General features: G+C 67.4%; 17 protein-coding genes and 1 pseudogene. 13 read left to right on the forward strand and 5 right to left on the reverse strand.

All coding sequences use genetic code 11. The features are described 5' to 3' along the window. Positions 1 to 113: 113 nt before the first annotated feature. Both A8G18_RS06480 and A8G18_RS06485 read left to right on the forward strand, forming a co-directional pair. Complete coding sequence (locus A8G18_RS06480; protein WP_064063213.1) at positions 114 to 479, forward strand: VOC family protein; 366 nt, start codon at positions 114 to 116, stop codon at positions 477 to 479. A gap of 29 nt (positions 480 to 508) precedes the next feature. Beyond that, entirely contained in the window at positions 509 to 898 is a 390-nt protein-coding gene (locus A8G18_RS06485; RefSeq protein WP_064063214.1) for a PPOX class F420-dependent oxidoreductase, read from the forward strand. A 49-nt stretch (positions 899 to 947) separates the two neighbouring features. Here A8G18_RS06485 and A8G18_RS06490 read toward each other — a convergent pair. Continuing rightward, a pseudogene (locus A8G18_RS06490) lies at positions 948 to 2,461 on the reverse strand (aldehyde dehydrogenase family protein). A gap of 383 nt (positions 2,462 to 2,844) precedes the next feature. On the opposite strand from A8G18_RS06490, the gene A8G18_RS06495 reads away from it, so the two are divergent. Then, on the forward strand, positions 2,845 to 4,251 hold the full coding sequence (locus A8G18_RS06495; protein ID WP_064063215.1) for an FAD-binding oxidoreductase: 1,407 nt from the start codon (positions 2,845 to 2,847) through the stop codon (positions 4,249 to 4,251). 33 nt (positions 4,252 to 4,284) lie between these two features. Here A8G18_RS06495 and A8G18_RS06500 read toward each other — a convergent pair whose 3' ends face one another. Then, positions 4,285 to 5,829, reverse strand: a complete 1,545-nt coding sequence (locus A8G18_RS06500) for an HD domain-containing phosphohydrolase (protein ID WP_064063216.1) — start codon at positions 5,827 to 5,829, stop codon at positions 4,285 to 4,287. Between the two features lie 110 nt (positions 5,830 to 5,939). On the opposite strand from A8G18_RS06500, the gene A8G18_RS06505 reads away from it, so the two are divergent. The 3 genes from A8G18_RS06505 to A8G18_RS06515 all read left to right on the forward strand — a co-directional run bounded on the left by A8G18_RS06505 (position 5,940) and on the right by A8G18_RS06515 (position 10,938). Continuing rightward, a complete protein-coding gene (locus A8G18_RS06505; protein WP_064063217.1) occupies positions 5,940 to 6,677 on the forward strand; it encodes a hypothetical protein in 738 nt (245 codons plus the stop codon). A 333-nt stretch (positions 6,678 to 7,010) separates the two neighbouring features. Next, on the forward strand, positions 7,011 to 8,126 hold the full coding sequence (locus A8G18_RS06510; RefSeq protein ID WP_245207791.1) for a hypothetical protein: 1,116 nt from the start codon (positions 7,011 to 7,013) through the stop codon (positions 8,124 to 8,126). Then, on the forward strand, positions 8,113 to 10,938 hold the full coding sequence (locus A8G18_RS06515) for an FtsW/RodA/SpoVE family cell cycle protein (protein ID WP_064063218.1): 2,826 nt from the start codon (positions 8,113 to 8,115) through the stop codon (positions 10,936 to 10,938). The genes A8G18_RS06510 and A8G18_RS06515 overlap by 14 nt, the downstream gene beginning before the upstream one ends. A 4-nt stretch (positions 10,939 to 10,942) precedes the next feature. On the opposite strand, the gene mreB is transcribed toward A8G18_RS06515, so the two are convergent. Together mreB and A8G18_RS06525 are read right to left on the reverse strand one after the other, a co-directional pair. Next, positions 10,943 to 11,947 carry a rod shape-determining protein gene (gene mreB, locus A8G18_RS06520; protein ID WP_064063219.1) on the reverse strand — a complete coding sequence of 335 codons (1,005 nt, stop codon included), beginning with the start codon at positions 11,945 to 11,947 and terminating at the stop codon, positions 10,943 to 10,945. Between the two features lie 334 nt (positions 11,948 to 12,281). Next, the gene (locus A8G18_RS06525) at positions 12,282 to 12,833 is read right to left on the reverse strand and encodes a helix-turn-helix domain-containing protein (RefSeq protein WP_064063220.1); all 552 of its coding nucleotides are present in this window, start codon (positions 12,831 to 12,833) and stop codon (positions 12,282 to 12,284) included. 82 nt (positions 12,834 to 12,915) lie between these two features. On the opposite strand from A8G18_RS06525, the gene A8G18_RS06530 reads away from it, so the two are divergent. Then, the gene (locus A8G18_RS06530) at positions 12,916 to 13,275 is read left to right on the forward strand and encodes a hypothetical protein (protein WP_064063221.1); all 360 of its coding nucleotides are present in this window, start codon (positions 12,916 to 12,918) and stop codon (positions 13,273 to 13,275) included. Between the two features lie 19 nt (positions 13,276 to 13,294). Here the strand turns inward: A8G18_RS06530 and A8G18_RS06535 are convergent, their stop codons facing one another. Next, on the reverse strand, positions 13,295 to 13,960 hold the full coding sequence (locus A8G18_RS06535; protein WP_064063222.1) for a FadR/GntR family transcriptional regulator: 666 nt from the start codon (positions 13,958 to 13,960) through the stop codon (positions 13,295 to 13,297). Positions 13,961 to 13,971: 11 nt separating this feature from the next. On the opposite strand from A8G18_RS06535, the gene A8G18_RS06540 reads away from it, so the two are divergent. From A8G18_RS06540 to A8G18_RS06565, 6 genes are all read left to right on the forward strand, one after another. Continuing rightward, the gene (locus A8G18_RS06540; RefSeq protein ID WP_026003208.1) at positions 13,972 to 15,192 is read left to right on the forward strand and encodes an MFS transporter; all 1,221 of its coding nucleotides are present in this window, start codon (positions 13,972 to 13,974) and stop codon (positions 15,190 to 15,192) included. Positions 15,193 to 15,324: 132 nt separating this feature from the next. Further along, positions 15,325 to 16,203 (forward strand): sulfurtransferase, encoded by an 879-nt coding sequence (locus tag A8G18_RS06545; RefSeq protein ID WP_064063223.1) that lies wholly within the window; start codon positions 15,325 to 15,327, stop codon positions 16,201 to 16,203. A 124-nt stretch (positions 16,204 to 16,327) separates the two neighbouring features. Beyond that, on the forward strand, positions 16,328 to 16,954 hold the full coding sequence (pnuC, locus tag A8G18_RS06550; protein ID WP_064063224.1) for a nicotinamide riboside transporter PnuC: 627 nt from the start codon (positions 16,328 to 16,330) through the stop codon (positions 16,952 to 16,954). Further along, the gene (locus A8G18_RS06555) at positions 16,954 to 18,009 is read left to right on the forward strand and encodes an AAA family ATPase (RefSeq protein WP_064063225.1); all 1,056 of its coding nucleotides are present in this window, start codon (positions 16,954 to 16,956) and stop codon (positions 18,007 to 18,009) included. The genes pnuC and A8G18_RS06555 overlap by 1 nt, the downstream gene beginning before the upstream one ends. Positions 18,010 to 18,124: 115 nt before the next feature. Next, positions 18,125 to 20,647 carry a phosphoenolpyruvate synthase gene (locus A8G18_RS06560; RefSeq protein ID WP_064063226.1) on the forward strand — a complete coding sequence of 841 codons (2,523 nt, stop codon included), beginning with the start codon at positions 18,125 to 18,127 and terminating at the stop codon, positions 20,645 to 20,647. A 57-nt stretch (positions 20,648 to 20,704) separates the two neighbouring features. After that, positions 20,705 to 21,490, forward strand: coding sequence for a helix-turn-helix transcriptional regulator (locus A8G18_RS06565; protein ID WP_064063227.1), 786 nt, complete (start codon positions 20,705 to 20,707; stop codon positions 21,488 to 21,490). The last annotated feature ends 105 nt before the right edge of the window (positions 21,491 to 21,595 follow it).

A 21,595-nucleotide genomic window follows, 5' to 3' on the forward strand; every position in this document is an offset into this window, starting at 1 on the left:
ACGGTGCGGTAGTGCCCAGGGAGAGCGGCCTCGTCTGTGATTACGGATTTGCGTGGGTTGGGCCCCACTGAGCGGGGTTGATCCCACCGAAGATCGTCGAAGGAGCGACCTGCATGCGTCCGACCGGCATCACCACGAACATCAACGTTCCGGATATCGGGGAAGCACGGAGTTTCTACATGGACTATCTGGGGCTGAGCGTCGAAGAGATGAACCTCGGGTGGGTCGCGCGGTTCACCACTCCGGACGGTCGTGCCGTCGTCCAGTTGGTCAGCGGCGACGAGACCGCTCCCGTGGACTCGTCCATCTCGGTTCACGTCGGCGACGAGGTGGAGGCCGCCTACGAGGAAGCGCAGCGTCGAGGGTTCGAGATCGTCCATCCGCTGACCACGGAGCCGTGGGGCGTACGGCGGTTCTTCGTGCGCGCACCGGATGGCACGGTCGTCAATGTCGTCAGCCACTCCCACGATCCACAATAGAAGGACCCGTCGAGACGAGGATCAGTGACATGGCAGGAAACGCTCCGAACCGATTCGCCGACGAGAAGGTCGTGCAACTCCAGACGCGTAAGCGCGACGGCACGTGGGTGGACACCCCCGTCAACCTCGTCGTCGAAGCCGATCACGCCTATTTCCGCACGCCGGGCAAGGCGTCGAAGAACAAACGGCTCCGTAATTACCCCGAAGTCCGCATCCGGCCCTGCACGTGGTCGGGCAAACCGACAGGTGCGCCCGCCCGGGCGACGGCCCGGCTGTTGTCCGGTGACGAGTCGAAGCATGCCGGCGATCTCATCGACAAGAAGTTCCCGGTCGTGCAGCACATCGGCGTCCATCTCGCACATCGCCTGATGCGGACGTCGGCGTTGCACTACAAGTTGACAGATATCACCGACCTGTAGATCCATCCGTCCGATAGCGTCCGGGCGAAGGGAATGCCCCGGTTCGAGATCACCATGCGTGACGCATCCGGAACATACGTTTCGCGATCCTCATGTCCCGCTCGGGAGTGTCGACCGCGAACAGGGCCAGTGGGGCGCGGAACCGTTCCACCGTCACCGCGTGCGGCCGGCTGAACTCGCGCAGGCCATCGGCGCCGTGGATCCTGCCGAAGCCCGACTCGCCGATACCGCCGAAGGGGAGGGCAGGTACCGCGCCGAAGCTGAAGACACTGTTCACCGCGACTGCGCCACTACGGATCCGGCGTGCCGCCTTCAAGCCTCGTTTCTTGCTGCGCGTGAACACCGCCGCGCCGAGACCGTAGTGCGTGCCGTTGGCCCGTTCGACGGCTTCGTCGAGGTCACGGACCGGATCGACGACGACCGTCGGCCCGAACGTTTCCTCCTGAACAGCGGGGGAGTCGTCCGGCACGTCCTTCAGGATGACGGGTTCGATGTATCGCTCCCGGACCGAATCGAGACTGCCCATGACGGCCGTTGCACCGTGGTCCAGCGCGTCGCGGAGGTGGCGTCGCACCACCTCGACCTGCCGCGGCAAAGTCATCGGACCGTATGTGGCGGTGTCCTCCGGGCCCGGACGGGCGCGGGAGAGGGCGGCGGCGAGCTTGTCGACGAACTGCTGGTATACCGGATCGGCGACATAGATACGTTCAACACTCGCGCATGCCTGTCCTGCGTTCAGGACCGTGCCGAACGCAGCGGCTTCTGCTGCCTTGTCGAGGTCGGCATCCTCGGCGACGATCACAGCGTCCTTACCGCCGCACTCGGCGACCATGGGCGTCAGCGTCTCGGCGCATACGGCCATCACCTTGCGTGCGGTGGCACCGGAACCGGTGAAGGCGATCTTGTCGACGCCTGCCCGCGCAAGCGAAGTACCCGTGTCGCCGAAACCTGTGATCACCTGGAGAACCGGATGGCCGGGAGCGACGGAGTTCCAAGTCTTCTCGAACCACATGCCGACACCCGGTGTCAGTTCGGACGGCTTGAATACCACAGCGTTACCCGCAGCGAGAGCGTACGAGATCGACCCCATCGGCGTGAAGGCAGGGAAGTTCCACGGACCGATGACCCCGACGACACCGAGGGGCGGGTACTCGAGGATCGCCTTCTGGTTCATCGACGGCAGGGCGGAGGAAACGCGCCGGGGCCCAGAACTTTCGAGGCGTTCCGTGCGGCCCAGTCGAGGTGCTCGACGGTGAGCATCACTTCGATGAATCCGTCGTCGTGCGGTTTTCCGGTCTCGGCGGAGATGAGTGAAGCCAATGAATCTGCCTCACCGGCAATGGCTTTCTTGAACTCGAGGAGAACATCGCGCCGACCTCGGAAACCGATCTCGTCCCACCACCGTGCGGCCGAACGGGCGCGCTCTACGGTGGCGGCTACCTCTGCGGCGCCGGTGATGCGGTACTGGCCCAGGGTTGTCCCGTCGCGCGGGTCGACGCTGGTGAACAGGCGGTCGGGATCGGTGGCGCCGGGAGGCGCCGAAGTAGCGATGTCGTGAGTCATGGTGAATGCGTCCTTCGTCGAGATCACGTCGGACCGAGCGGCGTGGTCGGGTGAGCGGATTCTCGATGGGCGCCGAAAGAAGCGTATCCCCGCAGTTCGCAGGCAGTCCAGACGGCGTGCCCCAAACAGATGTGTGTGGCCTCGACCCCGGATAGCGGGGTCGGATCCACACAAGTCGCGTCAGGCCGGCACCGCCCCGTTTCTTGCGCGCCACGATCAACCCGGCCGCCCTTGTGGCACCCCGAGAGCCGGACGTACGGTTGATGGGTCCAAAGCAACCCTGGGTCGGTAATAGTGGGGTTCGACGATGGAACAGTATGTTTTCGCGCCGAAATGCGCGTCGTCACCCCAGCGCCAGGTAGTGCCGGCAGGAGGAGACGCTCATGACCTACACGACCGGCGGTGACGTCGGGACCCTGCGAACCACGATGGCGGGGCCGGTTCTCGGTCCCGACGATGCGGGCTATGACGAGGCGCGGCGGGTGTGGAACGCCGACATCGATCGTCACCCGGCCATGATCGCGAGATGTCGTGACACCGCCGACGTGGTGGCGGCGGTTGCCTTCGCGACCGAGCACGCGATGGAGATCGCTGTACGCGGGGGAGCGCACAGCACCGCGGGTTCCTCGGTTCTCGACGACGGCCTGGTGATAGACCTCGGCCCGATCAACCACGTAGCTGTCGATCCGGATACCAGGCGGGTGCGGGTCGGGGCCGGCGCGCTGCTGAGTGATCTCGATGCCGCTACCCAAGCCCACGGGCTGGCCGTCCCGGCCGGGCTGATCAGTCACACCGGGGTTGCGGGACTGACCCTCGGCGGGGGGATGGGCTGGCTTACCCGTCAAGCCGGGTTGAGCATCGACAACCTCGTCTCCGCCGAGGTAGTCACTGCCGACGGCCGGATCCTGCGGACCTCCGCGGACGAGTACCCGGATCTGTTCTGGGCGATCCGCGGAGGCGGAGGAAACTTCGGTGTCGTGACCGAGTTCGAGTTCCGCCTGCACGAGGTAGGACCGGTCGTACAGTTCGGGATGCTGTTCTGGGGGCTGGACCAGGGCGCCGAGGTGCTGCGACTCGCCCGGGAGGTCATCGACACGCTGCCGCGCGAACTCAACATCGTGATCGCAGGACTCAACGCCCCGCCGGCTCCCTTCGTGCCCGAGAAGTACCACTTCCAGCCCGGCTACGCCCTCGTCGTGACCGGTTTCGGAACACCGCAGACACACCACGACCTCCTGGCACGGATTCGCGACACGCTCCCGCCGCTGTTCGAGTTCGTCACCCCGATGCCTTACGTCGACTTGCAGCGGCTCCTCGACGAGAGCACCGCGTGGGGCCTGTACTGCTACGACAAGAGCTGCTATCTCGAAGCCCTCACCGACGAAGCGATCGCCGTGGTCACTGAGCATCTGCCCAGGAAGAACTCGCCGCTGTCGATGATGTTGTTCTACCGGCTGGACGAGGCGTACTGCGAAGCCGGGGACGACGACACCGCCTTCGGTGGGGAACGCACCCCTCGCTTCGCCGCCTTCCTGGCCGGTGTCTGTCCCACTTCCGACCTGCTGCCGGCCGAGCGCACCTGGGTCCGTTCCCTCTGGCAGGCTCTGCGCCCGCATTCGGTCGGGATCGGTTCCTACGTGAACGCGATGAGCGAGTTCGAGCAGGAGCAGGTGCAGGCCACCTACGGCCTCACCAAGTACGCGCGCTTGGTCGAGATCAAGAGAAAGTACGATCCGGACAACGTTTTTCACCGCAACGCCAACATCGAACCCCGTGGTGATCACGCCTGATCGAGGCCCCATGGTGCCATCGTCCTGCCGCTCTCAGGACAAGCCGAGGTCGATGGCCGCGAGCCCCGCTTGGGTGCGGTTGTGGACGTCGAGCTTGGTGTACAGGTGCTCGACGTGATTGCGGGTCGTCTTGTGCGCGATGCCCAGCTCGTCGGCGATCTGCCGGTTCGAATATCCCAGAGCGACGAGTCTGAGGACTTCCACCTCACGCCCCGTCAATCCCGCAGGCCAGGGGGCACGGCGCTTCGTCGGGTGTCCGGCCGCGATCAGCACGGCCTCGACGGCTTCGGTGTCGAATCGACCGGCTTCCGCGTCACGGCACATCCGGGCTGCGGCGGCCTCGGCCGTCAACGCTCTGCGGTGCGGCCGAGGTTCTCGTAGGCGCTGGTAGGTTTCTGCGGCGGCGAGGATTCGCGCAGTCACGCCGAGGTCGGCGGCCCGGAGCCCACCGGGATAGCCGGAACCGTCGAGTCGCTCTCGGTGCGTCACAGCGACGGCGACGACGGACTCCAGCCCACCGACGCGGCTGAGGATCCGTCCGGTCAGATACGGGTACAAGCGGAGCCGTTCCCATTCCGCCGTGGTGAGCGGATCGATCTTCTCCCAGATCTGGTTGGGCACACCCATCCGTCCCAGTCCGTGCACGAGCCCGGCACGGTAGAGGAGTTCGACCTCGGCGACCGGAAGCCCGCGATGCCGGCCCGCTGCCGCCGCCAGATCCGCGACGCGCCGCGAATGTCCCAGTAGATACGGACATTTGAGGTCGACGAAATCTGCCATCGCGCGCAGCATCTCGTCCAGTTCGGGTTTGCTCACTGTGTAATCCCGATCGGATGCCTGGGCCAGCGCCGCCGACCACGCGTCCTGTTCGAGCACTCCCGTGGTGATCGCGTCGACAGCGTCGACGAACACCTGCACCACGTGGGGTCCGAACTGGGTTCCGCTGCGCGCACGAGCAACAGCGCCCGCCTGTGCCGGCCCACCGAGCCGTAGGTGCACTTCGGCCACGTCGGCCAGGTGCACGATCTGCATCTCGACGGGAATCTCGTCGCCGCGCGCGCCCGAAGGTAGCCCTGCGCCGTCCCAGCGCTCGAAGGTGAAGGCGAGCATCGATCCCACCTCCGGATCCAGGCCGACCCGATCGGAGAGGACACTCGCGGACCCGCAGTGGGACCGGATGAGTTCGGACATCTGCCGCCGCGCGGTGAACAGGAAGGCCGTGGCATGGAGGAATCGCTCCGCGTGAGGCAGTCCCCGCCCGACATGACTCATCAGTAGCCGTAGGAACGGTAATCCCGTCATGTCCACCGCGTAGGTGTCGGCGCGGAAGGTGATGTCGTCGCCGAACATCCGTGCCAGTTCGTGCGAATCGGCGTGGCATCCGATCCACGCGACCAAATCGGCGTAGAACACCACGTCGCGCTGGTTTGCAGTCAGTTTCATCCGGTCGGCGATACGCGTGGCGATCACGGCCGAGCGCAGCATGTGCTCCATCGGCTGACCGAGACCCAGATCGATCGCGAGGGACAGCGCGGCGACCAGTTCCGCTCGTCGCGGACCGTCCCCTGTGGACGTCATGGGATCAGTGTCCTCGCACAGTTCCGGGTTCGAAAGATGAGGCAGCGGCCTCATGACGTGCGGGGGCGGTGAGCCCAGGATCGAAGTACCCGCAATTCAGGAGGACGATCATGACTATCACCCCGCACGCAGCTGCCGAGAGGTCCTGCGAACTGCCCCGGGTTTCCGGAGAGCGTTTCGCCGGCTACGCCGTGATCGGCGCGCCGTTCGCGAGCGGCCATTATCTCGCGCTGCGCAGATTCCCGACGACCAGCATCGGCGACGGCTTCACGTCCGTATGGCACCGCGACCCGGAGAGCACGTGGACGGTGTACAGCGACGTCCCGCCGGAGCTGAGCTGCCCTCGTTATCTCGGTCACGCGTTGAACCGAACGGAGCAGACCGACGTGCGTGCCGAATGGACCGGCCCGGCCGACCTGCATGTGACGGCCGGTACCGAACTGGAGTGGGATCTCCGGATGACCACATCGCCGGCGACCACCGTCATGAACGCGGCGGGCAGTCTGATGCCCGATGTGCTCCGGCACAGTCCGACGGTGCTGGCCGCGATGGGCCGTCTCGCCGGACCGGTGCTCGGCGCCGGCCGGGTGCGGCTCGGTGGGCACCTGCCGAACGGACAGTGGTTCCGGGCCGACCCGCGGCAACTGTGGGTTGCCCATACCGAGCACGCCGTGGTCCGTGGAGTGGATCTCGGTCCGGAAGGTCCCCTGAGCCGGCAGGACCGCCTCGGCGACTTCCGGCTCCCGCAGCGCGGACTGTTCGCGACGGTGCAGGTGTGGCTCGAACCGTACGACGCCCGGCGCCACTTCCCGGCACGTCCCCACACGGTGCATGCGGACGGCGAGTGATCGGTGGATGTTCCCGGCGGTAACAGCTTTGGGACAGATGTGTCACAAGGTTTCGTTCGAAAGCCGAGGCAACTCGTGCGCAAATGACACACAATGAATTTCGGCAGCACGTCGTCGAGGGGGAAAGGTACTCCCAGATCAATTCACCCGCCCGCTCCGGTCTGGCTGACACTTGCGGGAGGCCTGGCGTTTTCGGGATGCGCGATGATCGAAGCAGTCTTGGGAATCCATGCGAGAGACCACGAGCCCGTCGAGGTTCGCTCCGGACCGGACACACGAGTGGATGACGACGCAGGGGGCGGCGGCGTAGAACTCGGAAGACTGCTTGCCGTCGTGACTTTGACGTCTGCGCAGGCCGCGCTGCTCGTCACCGACGCGGTCGATCAGCTCGAACTCGCGCACGGCCGGGGCCATCATCCGATCCGTCTCCGAGGCGATGCCGTGATGGTGTCCGAGAACGGAGAGCTCACCATCGACAGCGCCGGAAGTGCGGGATCCTGGGACGAGGTGCGTGATGCGACGACAGGTCTGCTCCGCCGGATCGTGACGAACTGCCGTAACGAAGCGCTTGCCGATCGGGTGGACGCGACGATCGCCGAATCGTCGGATCCGGTCGGCCTGGCGAGACGGGTCCGTTATGCTGCCGCAACGGAATTCGACGAGACCGAGAGGGAAAGGAAGCGGTCTCAGATCGCCGCGCTCGTCTCCGCCGTGAAGGGGCACGCCCGTTCGGGGAGCGATATCGCGGCACGGGCGAACATGCCGATCCCGACGACGGAGCGGACTCGTACCCCGAACCGCCCGCGCCCACCCGCCGGGAAGGTGTGGCATCGCAAGAAGAGGCGCCTGTCGCCGCGCCGGTGGATCATCGCGCTGATCGCGATCCTCGCGCTCGTCGCGGTGGCGTGGGTGGCTCCCCCCGCATGGTCGGAACTGAACCGCGGTTGGCACACCCTCCTCGACCCGGTGGACTCGTCGATGGACGATCGGATCGATCCCGTCTCGCCACCCCCTCCGATTCCGCCGGTGCCCGAAGCCGCACCGGGAGCCGTCGAACCGGGGCCCGTCGCCACCGCGCTGCCGGGTGCCGCCGGACCGGTCACGCAGGTCGCCGCGAGCTTCGCGAACGGCCCGTGCGAGCCGGGACGATCGTGCACGGTGCGGGTCGATGTCGGACTCGACCCGGCAGCGAATGTCGGTGCGGTGGCCTGGAATCTGACGGTCTACGACCGATGTACGGGTGTGGTCCTGCCGGGCGGGGAGATCACGGTACCGGTGCCGCCGGGCGCGCCGGAGGCATACGGCATCGGCAGCGTCGACCTGCCGCCCGGGTCGGCACTGGCGGTCGCCGCGGTCACCACCGTCCCCGCAGCGGCCGCGTCCGAGCCGCTGTACGTTCCCGCCGAGAACGCCGGCTGCGTGCCCGGGGGCACTCGTGACGGCGGATAGGCGCCCATCCGATCCCTGGCTCGTCACGGCGGCCGTCGCGCTGGTCGCACTCGGCATGCTCAACATGATCTCGACCGGCATGTCGTCGCTCGCCGTGCGTCACGCCGCGATCGCCGCAGTGGGACTCGGCGCGATGTGGGCGACCTCCCGCATGCGGATCGCCGCCCTGAGTCGTTTCGGCTGGGCGTTGTTCACAGCCTCGGTGGTCCTGCTCGCGGCGGTGCCGTTGATCGGCATCGCGACCAAAGGCGCCCAGCGCTGGCTGAACCTGGGTGTCTTCACCCTGCAACCCTCCGAGATCGCCAAGCTCGCCCTGGTTCTGGTGCCCGCCGCGATACTGGCCGGCGGATACACGCTCGGCAGGTTCGTGGGGGTCCTGATCGTGTCGGCGTTGCCGATCGCGCTGGTGGCGTTGCAGCCCGACCTGTCGACCGCCGTGGTGCTCGTGGCCACCGTGCTGCTCATGCTGGTCCTGGGGCGGGTGCCGCTGCGTTCGCTGTTCCCGTTGTTCGCACTCGGGCTCGCCTCGCTGCCCCTGGCCGTGCTGTTCCTGCGTCCGTACCAGCTCGAGCGGATCCACGTCTTCCTGTCGGGCGGCGGCGCCGACCCCCAGGGGTCGGGTTGGGCGGCATGGCAGGCGGACATCGCGATCGGCAGTGCGGGCTGGTGGGGTCTCGGGCGCGAACCGGACTACGACCTCAGGGCCCAGTACCTGCCCGAATCGCAGCACGATCTGGCCTTCGCGAGCCTGGTGTACGGGTGGGGCTTGGCGGCCGGTATCGCCGTCGTGCTGGCCGTCGTGATCATCGTGTGGCGTTCGGTGGTCGCCGCCCGCACGGCACGGACGCGGGAGGCGGCACTCGTCGCCGCGGGCGTCGGCGGGCTGTTCGGGCTGCACACCGCGGTGTCGGTGGCCCAGAGCCTGTCGCTGCTGCCGCACACCGGCATGCCGATTCCCGTCTTCAGTTACGGGGGCACCGCCTCGATCGTCGGATTCGTGTCCATCGGCCTCGTTCTCGCGGTACGCCGCGACGGTGTGACCCGGCAGCTGTGGGCCACCGAGTCCACGAAGCGGCGCCTGCCGCGGGGCGTGACGGCGGGGGCAGTGTTGACGACGGCCTCGCTCGTCGCGATGTCGGTGTTCGCCTACCAGCTGCAGACCGACCACGGCACCGAACTGCGCGCGACCAGCGACACACAGATGTTGCGCTGCATCCGTTTACCCGCCGAACGCGGGCAGATCCTCGACCGGGCCGGCGTTCCGGTCGCGACCAATGTCGCCGAGTACACCGTCGCGGTGGTCGCCCGGATGTTCGCCGAGAGCAACCCGTCGGCGCACCACGAACTCGCCGCGCTGCTCGGCATCACTCCGGAACAGCTCGAGGAGGAACTCCGGAGCGACGGGGAACTGCAGGTCGTGCTCGGACGCGTCGGGCCCGACCAGGCCCGGGCGATCGTCGACGCCCGGCTGCCGTGGGTGCTGGTCTACCCGACCGGACGCAGGCAGTACCCGCACGGGGAAGTGCTCGCGTCGCTCCTCGGGTACGTCGGGGTCGCGGACCGGCAGGACATGCAGGTCTGGCCGACCCTCGCGCTCGGATCGCGGGTCGGCAAGGCGGGACTGGAACGGCAGTACGACGCGCTGCTGCGCGGCGTCGACGGCCGCCAGTGCGTATACGTCGATCCGTCCGGGCGACCGGTGGGCACGGGGGAGCGGGTCGATCCGATACACGGCCACGACCTGCGGCTGCACCTCGACCTCGGTATGCAGCAGGCCGCGACCGAGGCCCTCGCCCAGGCGGTGCGCACCAGTGGAGGCGACCTCGGCGCGGCGGTCGTGATGGACGCCCGCACCGGTGCGGTGCTGGCGCTGGCGAGCGTGCCGGGCTACGACAACAACGTCTACGGACCTCCGGCCGATCTGGCCGCGATCGAAGCGCAGACCACGGGATCGGGGCCGGGCCGCATGCTGAACCACGCCGTCCAGACGGCGGTGCCGCCGGGCTCGACGTTCAAGATCGTGACGGCGTCGACGAACGCAGCTTTCGATGTGCTGTCACCGGACGCGTTCCTGGCAGGCGGCGCTGCCTATACCTACGGCGGTCACACCTTCGCCAACTGGCAGCCGATGGGCCCGAACAATCTGCTCGGGGCGATCCAGTGGTCCGACAACGTGTACTTCTACCAACTGGCCGACCTCCTCGGTCCCTACCGCATCGCGGAGACCGCCGCCGAACTCGGGGTGGGCGCTCCCTCGGGAATCGACCTGCCCGCCGAATCCGCGGGTTTCCTCGGCACCCCGGACAACGTCGAGAGCATCGGAGGTGCCTGGTATCCGGGCTCGACCCTGTTGATGGGTATCGGTCAGGGCACCGTCACGGCGACCCCGATCCAGGTCGCGCGGTGGACGGCGGGTATCGCGTCGGGTCAGGTGGTGACCCCGCAGCTCGCCGCCGCCTACGGCCCCGGTGATGCGGTTCCGATTCCCACCGGGGCGCCGCACCGGCTGTCGTTCGCGGACAAGCTCGAACCGGTGCGGGCGGGCATGCGGGCGTCCGCCTCGGCCGGCACCGCCGGTCAGCTTGCGAGCCTGCCGGTCTCGGCCGCTGCCAAGACCGGTACGGCGGAGGATCCGTCGGCCCCCGGAAAGGGTCTCAACGCGTGGTTCTCCGCGGTGGTACCGGCCGAGGCACCGGAGGTCGTGGTGACGGCACTGGTGCGCGGTGGCGGGTTCGGTTCGGCCACTTCCGGGCCGGTGGTGAAGGGTCTGCTCGAGCGTTACCTCGCGCAGACCCGGGCACCGAATCCGTAAGTGATCAGGCAGCAGTCGACGACGCGGCGTAGGCGGCGAGCACCTCGGGCCGTTCCATGCAGGCCGTCGCGCCTTCGGCGACGCAGGTGAGAGGACGGTCGGCGGTCTTCACCGGGAGACCGAAGGCCTCCTCGAGCAGTTGCGGCACACCGCGGAGCATCGATCCTCCGCCGATCGCCAGGATGCCTTCGGCCATCACGTCGCTGATCGCGCGTGGAGGCAGGTCGTCCAGGCAGGTCGACAACGTCTGCACGATGCTGGTCGTGGTGGGCCGCACCGCGTCCATGATCTCCTCGGTCTCGAGCGTCACCAGGCGCGCCCGGCCGGTCGCTGCGTCGCGACCCTCCACGACGAGCGACCGCTCGTCGGCGGTGTCGGGTGCCCCCACCTTCGCGCGTTCGGCGGTGAGTTCGCCGACGAGGATCCGGTGTTCCGCGCGGAGGTACCGGAGGATCGCGCTCGTCAGGTCGTTGCCGGCGATGCGGCAACTGCGATGGGAGAGGACGCCGCCGTAGCAGAGGGCGGTGACTTCCGAAGTGCCGCCACCGATGTCGACGACGAGATGGGTGCGGGGTTCGAGCGGGTCGATCCCGCAGCCGAGGGCGCCCGCGACCGGTTCGGGGATCAGGCCGACCTTGCGGAGCCCGGCCTCGTGTCCGACTTCGAGCAGTGCGCGACGTTCGAGCGGCGTGGCCCCTGCGGGAGCGGCGATGACGCCCGTCGGCCGTATGCCGTAGTGCCGGCGCGGTGAGATCTGTGCGAGGACGGCCGTGACGAATGTCCGTGCCGTGTCGAGATCCACGATCACCCCGTCGCGTATCGGGCGGATCGGGACGATCCCGGTAGGTGTGCGGTCGACGAGGTCGCTCGCGTCCTGGCCGATTGCGAGCGCTCGGCGTGGCTCCTTGATGCGAACCATCATCAGCGACGGCTCGTTGAGGACTATGCCCTCGTCGGGGGTTCCGACGACGGTGTTGGCTGTTCCGAGATCGATACCGAATCCACGCACGTCGGCCTCCGGGGAGAGTGCAGCAGGAATGTTTCCGATGATGTGTGACAGAGGTATTGGGGGACGTGGGCATCGAGGGAAATGTGGTGTACCAAAGTTACCGCCGCCGTATTCCCCTTCGAGCGGTGTTTGCCGGAATGATACTTACGCGCTCCCCGCGTGCTCGGTGGGCCACCGGGTCGTGACCCCGATTCGCCGTGTATCGGCTGTTCGTCCGCGATGGATCTGCCGGTTCGTCTGCCCTGCAACGGAAATACGCACAAATTTGCTGACGGCTCGGTTCTCGTCCTTCGCGCAGTGGGCCGACGCGAACGTGGGCCGGTTCCGCTGAGATCTACTCCTCTTCGGATGGAGCGGTGGGGGGAGCGGGGATCACCGCGGTCGTCAGGGTGATGCGCATCCGGTCGTCACCTGTATCCGTACGATACGGGGCGAGGATGTCGGCGAGCCTGCTCTGGATCTCCGCGAGATCGCCGGTGGTGACGTAGAGCGGGGTAGTCCCGAAACCCAGATAGTCGCGCAGGCTTCGATCGCCGTCCTGGATGAACCTGTCGAAGCTCTCGCCGAGCGCGCCGAGGAATGTGACGAAGGCATTGCGTAGTTCGGCATCGCTCATGGCGGCGAGATCGTCGTGGCCGACGTGGGCCATACGGTCGCCGAGCGCGAGGGTGCGTTCGACGGTTCCGCGCACGCGACGTTCGTCGACGACGGTGACGATCTCGGCGTCGATCAAGGCTGCGACGTGCCGGTAGAGCGTGGCCTGGGTGACGTCGGGGAGTGCCGATCGGAGCTCGCTCGTGGTCAGCTGCCGTCCTCCGAGTTGCTGGACGATGCGCAGCCGGACCGGGTGCAGCACGACTTTCGCGATCGGCGGCGTCTTCGCCATCGGTACCTACCCCTCATTGTTATCAATGTGATAATGTTCTCAGTGCTGTAGCCAGTTTACCGTCGACGGAAGGTCCGACGTCATGGCCGAAACGACATGCGACAACGCAACCCTCCACCTGTCCTTCTCTCGGTGGGAGGCCTTCATGGTCCGCCGAACCGCGATGGAGGTGCCGATCTCGGCGATCACCGGCGTGGAGGTCCTGCCGGGATGGACGTCCGAGATCCTCGGCATCAGATCCGGCCTGGTGATCTCCGGATACCTGAAAGTAGGCACCTTCCGGCACCCGCACGGCATCAAGCGCCTGGTCGCCATGAAGCGAGGCCGTCCGGTGCTGCGCGTCGCGCTGGGTGGCTCCGGCGTCGACTTCGACGAGCTTCTCCTGAGTTCTCCGGAGGCGTACACCCTCGCGGACGCCCTGCGCTCGGCCGGGGTCCGATGATCGGCGGAGTCCCTACCTCTCAGTCGGTGAGCTCCGCGAACAGCCCCTGCGCCGCCTCCACGGTGGCGTCCTCGTCGCCGGCGATGACGGCGGCGACCAAGGTGGTGTGTTCGGGTTCGAAACCCAGGCCCGTGACTCGGACGTGCCGGTCGATGGTGCGGCGGATCGACGGAAGCAGCGAGTCGTAGAACTCGAGGTACACCGCGTTGTGGCTGGCCTCGACGATGGCGCGGTGCAGGGCGACGTCGGCGGTCACCGCGGCGTCGATGTCGGATCCGGCGAACAATCGGTTGCGCTCGGCGAGCAACTGTTCGAGCCGGGCCACGTCGTCGGGGGTGCGCCGACGCGCGGCCAGGACGGCGGCGGTGACGTCGAGGGCCTGCCGTAGTTCGAGCACGTCGCGTTCGTGGGCCGTGGCGAAATACTTGCCGAGGGTGCCGGTGACGTGGGAGGTCGCGAGGACGTAGGTGCCCGAGCCCTGGCGACGTTCGAGCATGCCGGTGTGGACGAGGGCCTGCACGGCTTCGCGGACGGTGTTGCGGCCGGTGCCGGTGAATTCGCACAGGTGCGGTTCGGTGGGGATCTTCTCACCGACCTTCCAGCGTCCGCTGCAGATCTCGCTGCGCAACTGTTCGGTGACCTGCTCGATCAGGTTCGTGCGCTGAACAGGTTTTCCCAAAGTCATCCCATCATCCTATGATTTTCGGCGTGAGTCTTCTTCGTGGTCGTCTGCTGGTGTTCTGTGCGATCGCGATGTCGGCACTCGTCCTGAGGCTCGCGGTCACCTCGTTCAGTCCCCTCGCTGCGCAGATCAGTGAGGAGATCGGCTTCTCGTCCACGATCGTCGGTGTGTTCGGCATGATCCCGACCGCGATGTTCGCGGTCTTCGGTCTGGCCACCCCGGCGCTCGGCCGACGATGGGGACTCGAACGCACCGCGCTGATCGCGATGCTCATGGCAGGCGCCGGCATGGCGATCCGGGCGCTGATGACCGACACCTGGTCGCTGCTGCTCCTGTCGGCCGTCGCGCTGGGCGGGATGGGCATCGGCAACGTCGTCATCCCTCCTCTGGTCAAGCGCTACTTCTCCGACACGCTGGCACTCGTCAGCTCGGTATACATCGTGGGTGTGCAGCTCGGCACCATCGTGCCCGCTTTCGTCGCGGTCCCGCTCGCCGACGCGTTCGGCTGGCGCGTCTCGCTCGGAGTGTGGGCGCTGATCGGATTCGCTGCAGCGCTCCCGTGGACGTGGGTCCTGCTGCGGCGCCGCGGCGACGCTGCCGAGGACGCCGTACCCGCGGAGCAGCACGCCCCCGGCCGGGTGTGGCGCTCGCCGGTGGGCTGGGGGATGGCCGGCATGTTCGGCATGACGTCCCTCGTCACCTACTCGATGTTCACGTGGATTCCCGACATCCTCGCCGACGCCGGAGCCGGCCCGGCCTTCGGTGGTGCGATGGTGGGACTGTTCGCTTTGCTGGGGCTGGTCTCCGCGTTCGGCGCTCCGTCGCTGTGTGCGCGGATGGAGAACCCGTTCCCGGTGGTCCTGGCGTGCGCCGCGTGTTTCCTCATCGCGTTCGCGGGCCTGTGGATCGCGCCGATGAGTGCGCCGATCCTGTGGGTCGTGCTCCTCGGACTCGGGCCCAGCACCTTCCCGATGGCGCTGACCCTCATCAATCTGCGTTCCCGCACCTCCGCCGGATCCGCCGCTCTGTCGGGCTTCACCCAGGGTGTGGGCTACAGCGCCGCGTGCCTCGGCCCGCTGCTGTTCGGCGTCTTCCACGACCTCACCTCGGGCTGGACCGCCTCGTTCGTCTTCATGACGGTCGCTGTCGCGGTGCTGGTGACCGGCGCCTACCAGGCGTGCAAGCCGCGGGTGGTCGAGGACAGCTGGAACGCCCGCCCGATTTCGGTGGGGTAGACCCCGCCCGGCGGGGTCCCGGCCCAGTCGAATCGATTCGGGTGGGTTGATCCCCGCTGAGCGGGGCCGGGCCCACCCAGGTCGTACGGCTGCTCTACTGGAGGGAGATACCGAGTGCAGAGGAGGACCTCGATGAGCGACACGAAGCCGAGCACCGTCTCTCCGGAGTGGTTGTACGAGCAGTTGGGCGACGAAGATCTCGTCATCGTCGATGCCACCGTGCACCTGAGCATGCCGCCGGACGGGTCCGTGCACGTCGAACCCGGCTTGGCGACCTACCTGGAGGAACACATCCCCGGTGCGGTCTACGCCGACCTGTTCACGGACTTCTCCGATCATCAAGCCCCGCAACCGTTCACTGCGGCGCCGTCGGAGCGCTTCGCCACAGCCGCGGGCGCCGTCGGTATCGGTGAAGGTCGCCGCGTCGTGCTGTACGACCAGAAGAACGGCATCTGGGCGGCGCGGCTGTGGTGGCAGCTGCGACTCGAAGGTTTCGACGATGCCGCCGTGCTCGACGGCGGGCTACCCGCCTGGAAGGCCGCCGGCTACCCGGTCTCCGACGAGCAGGTGGTGCCACACGGCGCGACCTTCACGTCGCGGCATCGTCCGGAGTTGGTGCGGTCGACGGAGGAGGTTGCGGCGTCGCTCGACGACCCGAACACGCTGATCATCAACGCCTTGGATCCTGCGACCTACCGTGGTGAGAGCCCGTCCTATCCACGGCGCGGGCACATCCCCGGCAGCATCAACATTTCCTTCGGCGAACTCGTCGATCCGTCGACCGGGCGCCTGAAGCCGGCGGCGGAACTGCGGGAGATCTTCGACGAGGCGGGCGCACTGAACCCGGACGTCACGCCGGTGACCTACTGCGGTGGCGGCATCGCAGCCTCGGGACTCGCGCATGCACTCGCGGTCGCGGGCCGGTCGGATGTCGCGGTGTACGACGGTTCGCTCAACGCGTGGACCGCCGACGAGTCCCTGCCGCTCGTGGAGGGCCCCGAACCCCGCTGATTCTCCGACACTTCGGTGTTCTCGACGTCGCACAGCGCTGTCGAGAACACCGAAGCGCACTTCACCGTTGCCTCACTTAGAGCAAATATGATCTAATTGCCGTCACAAGCGAAAGGCGGCGACGATGATCGCATTTCTGAACTCGACAGCATTCACCGCACTCGGTGCGCCCACCACCTGGGCGGAGGTGTTCGGCTTCGTCAGCGGCGCCTGGTGCGTGTACCTGGTGGGCCGGCAGTCGATCCTCAACTGGCCGATCGGGATCGTCAACAACATCGTGTGGATCCTGCTCTTCGCGACCGCCGGTCTCTACGCCGATTCCGGACTGCAGGTCGTGTACATCGCCCTCGCCGTGTGGGGGTGGAGCAACTGGGCGCGGGGCAGGGAGGGAGGCGTTCTGCCGGTGACGGGCACGAGCACGACCGAATGGGGTGTACTCGCGGTCGTCGGTGTCGCTGCGGTCATCGGGTCGACGGCACTGCTCGAGGTGGCGACGAACTCGACCGTCGCGTTCTGGGACGCGACTACCATCGTGCTCTCGTTGCTCGCGACCTGGGGGCAGGCGAAGAAGCGGTGGGAGTCGTGGCTGCTGTGGATCACGGCCGACCTGATCTACATCCCGCTCTACCTGCACAAGGGGCTGACGCTCACCGCGCTGCTGTACGGAGGCTTCCTGCTTCTGTGCATCCGGGGTCTGCTCGCCTGGCGACGCTCGATGGCGGCCGAGCGGGAACCGGTGGAGGTGCGCTGATGTACCGGCACGCACTCGTCATCGGAAAGTTCTATCCACCCCATGTCGGTCACCATCACCTCGTCCGCCGTGCCGCGGAAGTCGCCGAGCGTGTCACCGTCGTCGTCATGTCCTCTGCGGCAGAGACGATTCCGTTGGGTAACCGCGTGTCGTGGATGCGCGAATCACACGCCGCCGACACGACGGTCACTGTGACCGGGATTCCGTGCGACGCGCCGATGGACCTGGAATCGGACACCGTATGGACCGCGCAGGTCGCCTGCATGAAAGCAGCCGCGCGTACCGTCACCGATATTCCGGTCGACGCGGTGGTCTCGAGCGAGAAGTACGGTGACGAACTCGCTCGACGCTTCTCAGCCACTCACGTGTGCGTCGATCCGTCGCGTGTCGCCCATCCCGCATCCGGCACGGCCTGTCGCGGCGACCTCGCCGGGCGCTGGGACGATCTGGACGCACCCGCCCGGGCCGGCCTCACGACCCGCATCGTCGTCCTCGGCGCCGAGTCGACGGGCACCACCACCGTCAGCCGCGAACTGGTACGCCGGTACCGGAAACGGGGAGGGGTCTGGGAACGAACCCGGTGGGTGCCGGAATACGGACGACAGGCCACCCACGACAAGCTCGGCACCGGAGACGTGAACGACATCGTCTGGACCGGTGACGATTTCGAGAACATTGCCGTCGAACAGACGCGCCTCGAGGAGGACGCGGCACGGGAAGGGTCTCCGCTGCTCGTCTGCGACACCGACGCGTTCGCGACGACCGTGTGGGAGCGGCGGTATCTCGGCAGCAGCGAACGGGCCTGGCGCGGCGTCCGCGGCCGGCGAGCGTTGTACCTGCTCACCGATCACCACGGGGTTCCGTTCGTGCAGGACGGCATCCGGGACGGTGAACACATCCGAGCGGAGATGACGGAGTGGTTCGTCGACGCGCTCACGGCCACGGGCCGCTCCTGGGTGCTGCTCACCGGAAGCCTCGAGGAGCGGGTGGACCTGGCGGAACGGGTGGCGGACCGGGCGTTGCTGCTGGGCTCGCAGTTCGGTGCGCCGCTGTAGAGCCAGGATTCGTCTTCCCCCTCTCACGTTATACCGGATCCTCGGCCCTCATGAGGATCGGCGATTCGGTTCATACTCGCCCACGCAGCATCGAATCAGCAGGTGGGGAGCCGGAATGGGATATGTACACAATTTTCGGGAGATCGACCGAACGGCGGTGTCGATCGTCGGTGGCAAGGGAGCGAACCTCGGGGAGTTGCGGCGCATCGACGGCGTCGACGTGCCCGACGGGTTCTGTGTGACGACGGATGCCTATCGAAAGGTGCTTTCCGATCTACCGCACGTCGACGACCTGCTCGAGCGACTCGCGAAGGTCGACCCCGGCGATATCGGAGCGGTGAGCGCGCAGGTCCGCACGGAGATCGGCGAGTGCTCGATCCCGGACGACATCGCCGGGGAGATCGCCGCGCACGTTCGCGAACTCGGTGAGGGGGTGCCCGTCGCGGTGCGTTCCAGCGCGACCGCCGAAGACCTGCCGACGGCTTCCTTTGCAGGGCAACAGGACAGCTACCTGGACGTCGTCGGTGCGGCAGAGGTGCTCCGGCATCTCCGCATGTGCTGGGCGTCGCTGTTCACCGAGCGCGCCGTGACCTACCGGTTCGGCAACGGCGTCGACCACCGGAAGGTGCACATGGCAGTGGTCGTGCAGCGGATGGTGTCCCCGCAGGCGTCGGGTGTGCTGTTCACCGCCGATCCGGTGACGTCCGACCGCACGGTGGCCCGGGTGGATGCGGGATTCGGCCTCGGGGACGACCTGGTGTCGGGCCTGGTGAACGCCGATGCGTACGCGGTGCGTGCCGGCGAGGTCGTGGACAGGACACAGCGGCAGGAGGTACCGGTGCTGACCGACACGCAACTCGCCGACCTCGTGCGGCTGGGCAGGCGCATAGAAGCACACTTCGGGCACCCCCAGGACATCGAATGGTGCCTGGCCGACGACGTCTTCCACATCGTGCAGAGCCGCCCGATCACCACGCTGTTTCCCGTTCCGGAGGCCGACGACGACGACAACCACGTGTACCTGTCCGTCGGTCACCAGCAGATGATGACCGATCCGCTGAAGCCACTGGGAATCTCCGTGTGGCAGTTGACCAGCCGTGCGCCCATGCGACACGCGGGTGGACGGCTCTTCGTCGACGTCACGCCCATGCTGGCCTCACCCACCCAGGGACCGGGCATCGTCGGGATGATCGGCAGCTCCGACCCGCTCTTCGGCGACGCGCTGCGAACCGTGCTCGATCGAGGATTCGTCCCGACGCGCCCGGACGACCCTGCCGCCGCGCGGGTCGGTCTGCCACCCGCCCCGGACGAGATCGACCCGGCCGTCGTCCCCGAACTCGTGGCGCAGAACGAGGCCGCGATCGCCGAATCCGCGCGTCGCGTCGAGAACGAGACCGGTTCGGCGTTGCTCGATGTCATTCGCGCCGACATCCGCGATCTGCAGGAGGCGTTGTTCGGCCGGCAGGTCGGTGAGGTGATCGCGGCGGGCATGGAAGCGGCCGAGCGGCTCAACGAACTGGGGCGTGAATGGTTGGGGGAGAAGAACGTTGCGGACGTGATCTCCCGCTCGGTGCCCTACAACGTCACCTCGGAGATGGGGCTGGCGCTGCTGGACGTCGCCGATGCGGCTCGTCCGCATCCCGACGTCGTGATATTCCTCCGGCAGGTCGACGAGGAGGGCTTCGACGACGCACGTTTCCTCGACGAACTCGGCGCACACATGGGCGGACCGCAGGTACGAGCGGCGTTCGAGGACTTTCTCGGCAAGTACGGCAGGCGATGCGTCGCCGAAATCGACATCACCCGCCCGCGGTGGGCCGAACGCCCCACCATGCTGGTGCCGACGATCGTGAGCAATCTGGACAACTTCGGGCCCGGCGCGGCGAAACAGCGATTCGACGACGGTCGGCGGCAGGCCGAGGAGAAGAAGCGCGAACTCCTCGAACGCGTGCGGTCGTTGCCGGACGGAGAGCGGAAGGCCCACGAGATCGAGAGGCTCGTCCACCGTGTGCGGGCCTTCGCGGGCTACCGGGAGTACCCGAAGTACGGCATGGTCGGGCGTTACCTCCTCTACAAACAGGCCCTCCTGCGGGAGGCCGAGAATCTCGTGCACGCGGGAGTGATCGACGAGAAGGAGGACATCTTTTTCCTGCGGTTCGAGGAACTCGAGGACGTGGTCCGCGCACCACGACCGGTCGGCGACCTCGTCGCCGACCGGAAGTGGGAGTTCGCATCGTTCGGCAGGCTCTCTCCGCCGCGGGTGCTGCTGTCGACAGGGGAGACGCTCACCGGCGCGTACAGCCGCGACGGTCTCCCCGACGGGGCGCTGCCCGGTATCGCGGTGTCCACCGGTGTCGTGGAAGGACGCGCCCGCGTGGTCGCCGATATGGACCGAGCCGACCTCGAACCGGGCGACATCCTGGTGACCGCGTTCACCGACCCGAGCTGGACCCCGGCGTTCGTGACCGTGAGCGCGCTGGTGACGGAGGTCGGCGGGGTGATGACGCACGGCGCGGTGATCGCGCGCGAATACGGGCTGCCGGCCGTGGTGGGCGTGGAGGACGCCACCCGCATCATCTGCGACGGGCAACGCATCCGCGTGCACGGCACCGAAGGGTACGTCGAGATCCTGGACTGACCCCCGGCGGCGGGACGTGTGAGAATTGTCGTCGTCGCGGAGCGGAGGAGGGCGTCGGTGAAGAGCGTCGAGGCGGCCGAGAGCAGGACGTTGCCGGTCTACGAGGCCGGTGAGATCGACGTGCCGTTCGTCATCGCAGGCATGGACGAACTCGTCTCCCGAGAGACCCGCTTCGAGCCGCATTCGCACCCGACGCACGAGCTGCTGTGGAACGACCGGGGCGCGTCCAGCGCGACCATCGGGTCGCGCACATGGACCATCACCTCGGCCATGGGACTGTGGATTCCGGCGGGCCTGCTGCACTGGGGTGTCATGCCCGCCGGAACCTGGTACCGCACCGCACATTTCGGGATCGACTCCGCTCCCTCGCTGTCCGACGGTCCGGTCGCGGTGGAAATGACACCCCTGCTGCGACTGCTGCTCGACCGGCTGGCGGACGATCGTCTCGGCGACGAGTCGCGGTCGTTGACCGAGCGCATGGTGCTCGACGTGCTCACCCCCGCCGAGCACGAACTGATGGTGCAGGTGCCGTCGTCGACGGTCGTGCGAGCGATCGTCGAGGCGATCGCCGAGGACCCGAGCGATCCGCGGACGCTCTCGGATTGGGCGGCCGAACTCGGGGTGAGCACCCGCACCATCACCCGTACGTTCCGGTCGGAGACCGGACTGAGCCTCGGCCGGTGGGTTGCGGCGGTCCGTGCGCAGCGAGCGGTGATGCTGCTCGGCCACGGCACGGATGTCGACGAGGTTGCCGAACAGGTGGGCTATCGATCGGCGAGCGCATTCGGGGCGGCCTTCCGCAGGGTCACCGGCACGACGCCCGGGGTGTTCCGCGTGGGCTGATGTCCCGATCGCTACAGGGGATGTCCCGATCGAGCGATTGCGCAGGATTCGGGCGAACATTACGGTTTAGGCAAACCTCGCCTAACTGCCGCCGGTAGTAAGGCC

It is taken from the genome of Rhodococcus gordoniae (assembly GCF_001646655.1).
Classification (GTDB): Bacteria; Actinomycetota; Actinomycetes; order Mycobacteriales; family Mycobacteriaceae; genus Rhodococcus; species Rhodococcus gordoniae.

What these genes read in the sequence shown, in the direction of transcription:
- A8G18_RS06480 (WP_064063213.1), top strand. Translation starts at nt 114, where the DNA reads ATGCGTCCGACCGGCATCACCACGAACATCAACGTTCCGGATATCGGG.
- A8G18_RS06485 (WP_064063214.1), top strand. Translation starts at nt 509, where the DNA reads ATGGCAGGAAACGCTCCGAACCGATTCGCCGACGAGAAGGTCGTGCAA.
- A8G18_RS06495 (WP_064063215.1), top strand. Translation starts at nt 2,845, where the DNA reads ATGACCTACACGACCGGCGGTGACGTCGGGACCCTGCGAACCACGATG.
- A8G18_RS06500 (WP_064063216.1), bottom strand. Translation starts at nt 5,829, where the DNA reads ATGACGTCCACAGGGGACGGTCCGCGACGAGCGGAACTGGTCGCCGCG.
- A8G18_RS06505 (WP_064063217.1), top strand. Translation starts at nt 5,940, where the DNA reads ATGACTATCACCCCGCACGCAGCTGCCGAGAGGTCCTGCGAACTGCCC.
- A8G18_RS06525 (WP_064063220.1), bottom strand. Translation starts at nt 12,833, where the DNA reads ATGGCGAAGACGCCGCCGATCGCGAAAGTCGTGCTGCACCCGGTCCGG.
- A8G18_RS06530 (WP_064063221.1), top strand. Translation starts at nt 12,916, where the DNA reads ATGGCCGAAACGACATGCGACAACGCAACCCTCCACCTGTCCTTCTCT.
- A8G18_RS06535 (WP_064063222.1), bottom strand. Translation starts at nt 13,960, where the DNA reads ATGACTTTGGGAAAACCTGTTCAGCGCACGAACCTGATCGAGCAGGTC.
- A8G18_RS06540 (WP_026003208.1), top strand. Translation starts at nt 13,972, where the DNA reads ATGATTTTCGGCGTGAGTCTTCTTCGTGGTCGTCTGCTGGTGTTCTGT.
- A8G18_RS06545 (WP_064063223.1), top strand. Translation starts at nt 15,325, where the DNA reads ATGAGCGACACGAAGCCGAGCACCGTCTCTCCGGAGTGGTTGTACGAG.
- pnuC (WP_064063224.1), top strand. Translation starts at nt 16,328, where the DNA reads ATGATCGCATTTCTGAACTCGACAGCATTCACCGCACTCGGTGCGCCC.
- A8G18_RS06555 (WP_064063225.1), top strand. Translation starts at nt 16,954, where the DNA reads ATGTACCGGCACGCACTCGTCATCGGAAAGTTCTATCCACCCCATGTC.
- A8G18_RS06560 (WP_064063226.1), top strand. Translation starts at nt 18,125, where the DNA reads ATGGGATATGTACACAATTTTCGGGAGATCGACCGAACGGCGGTGTCG.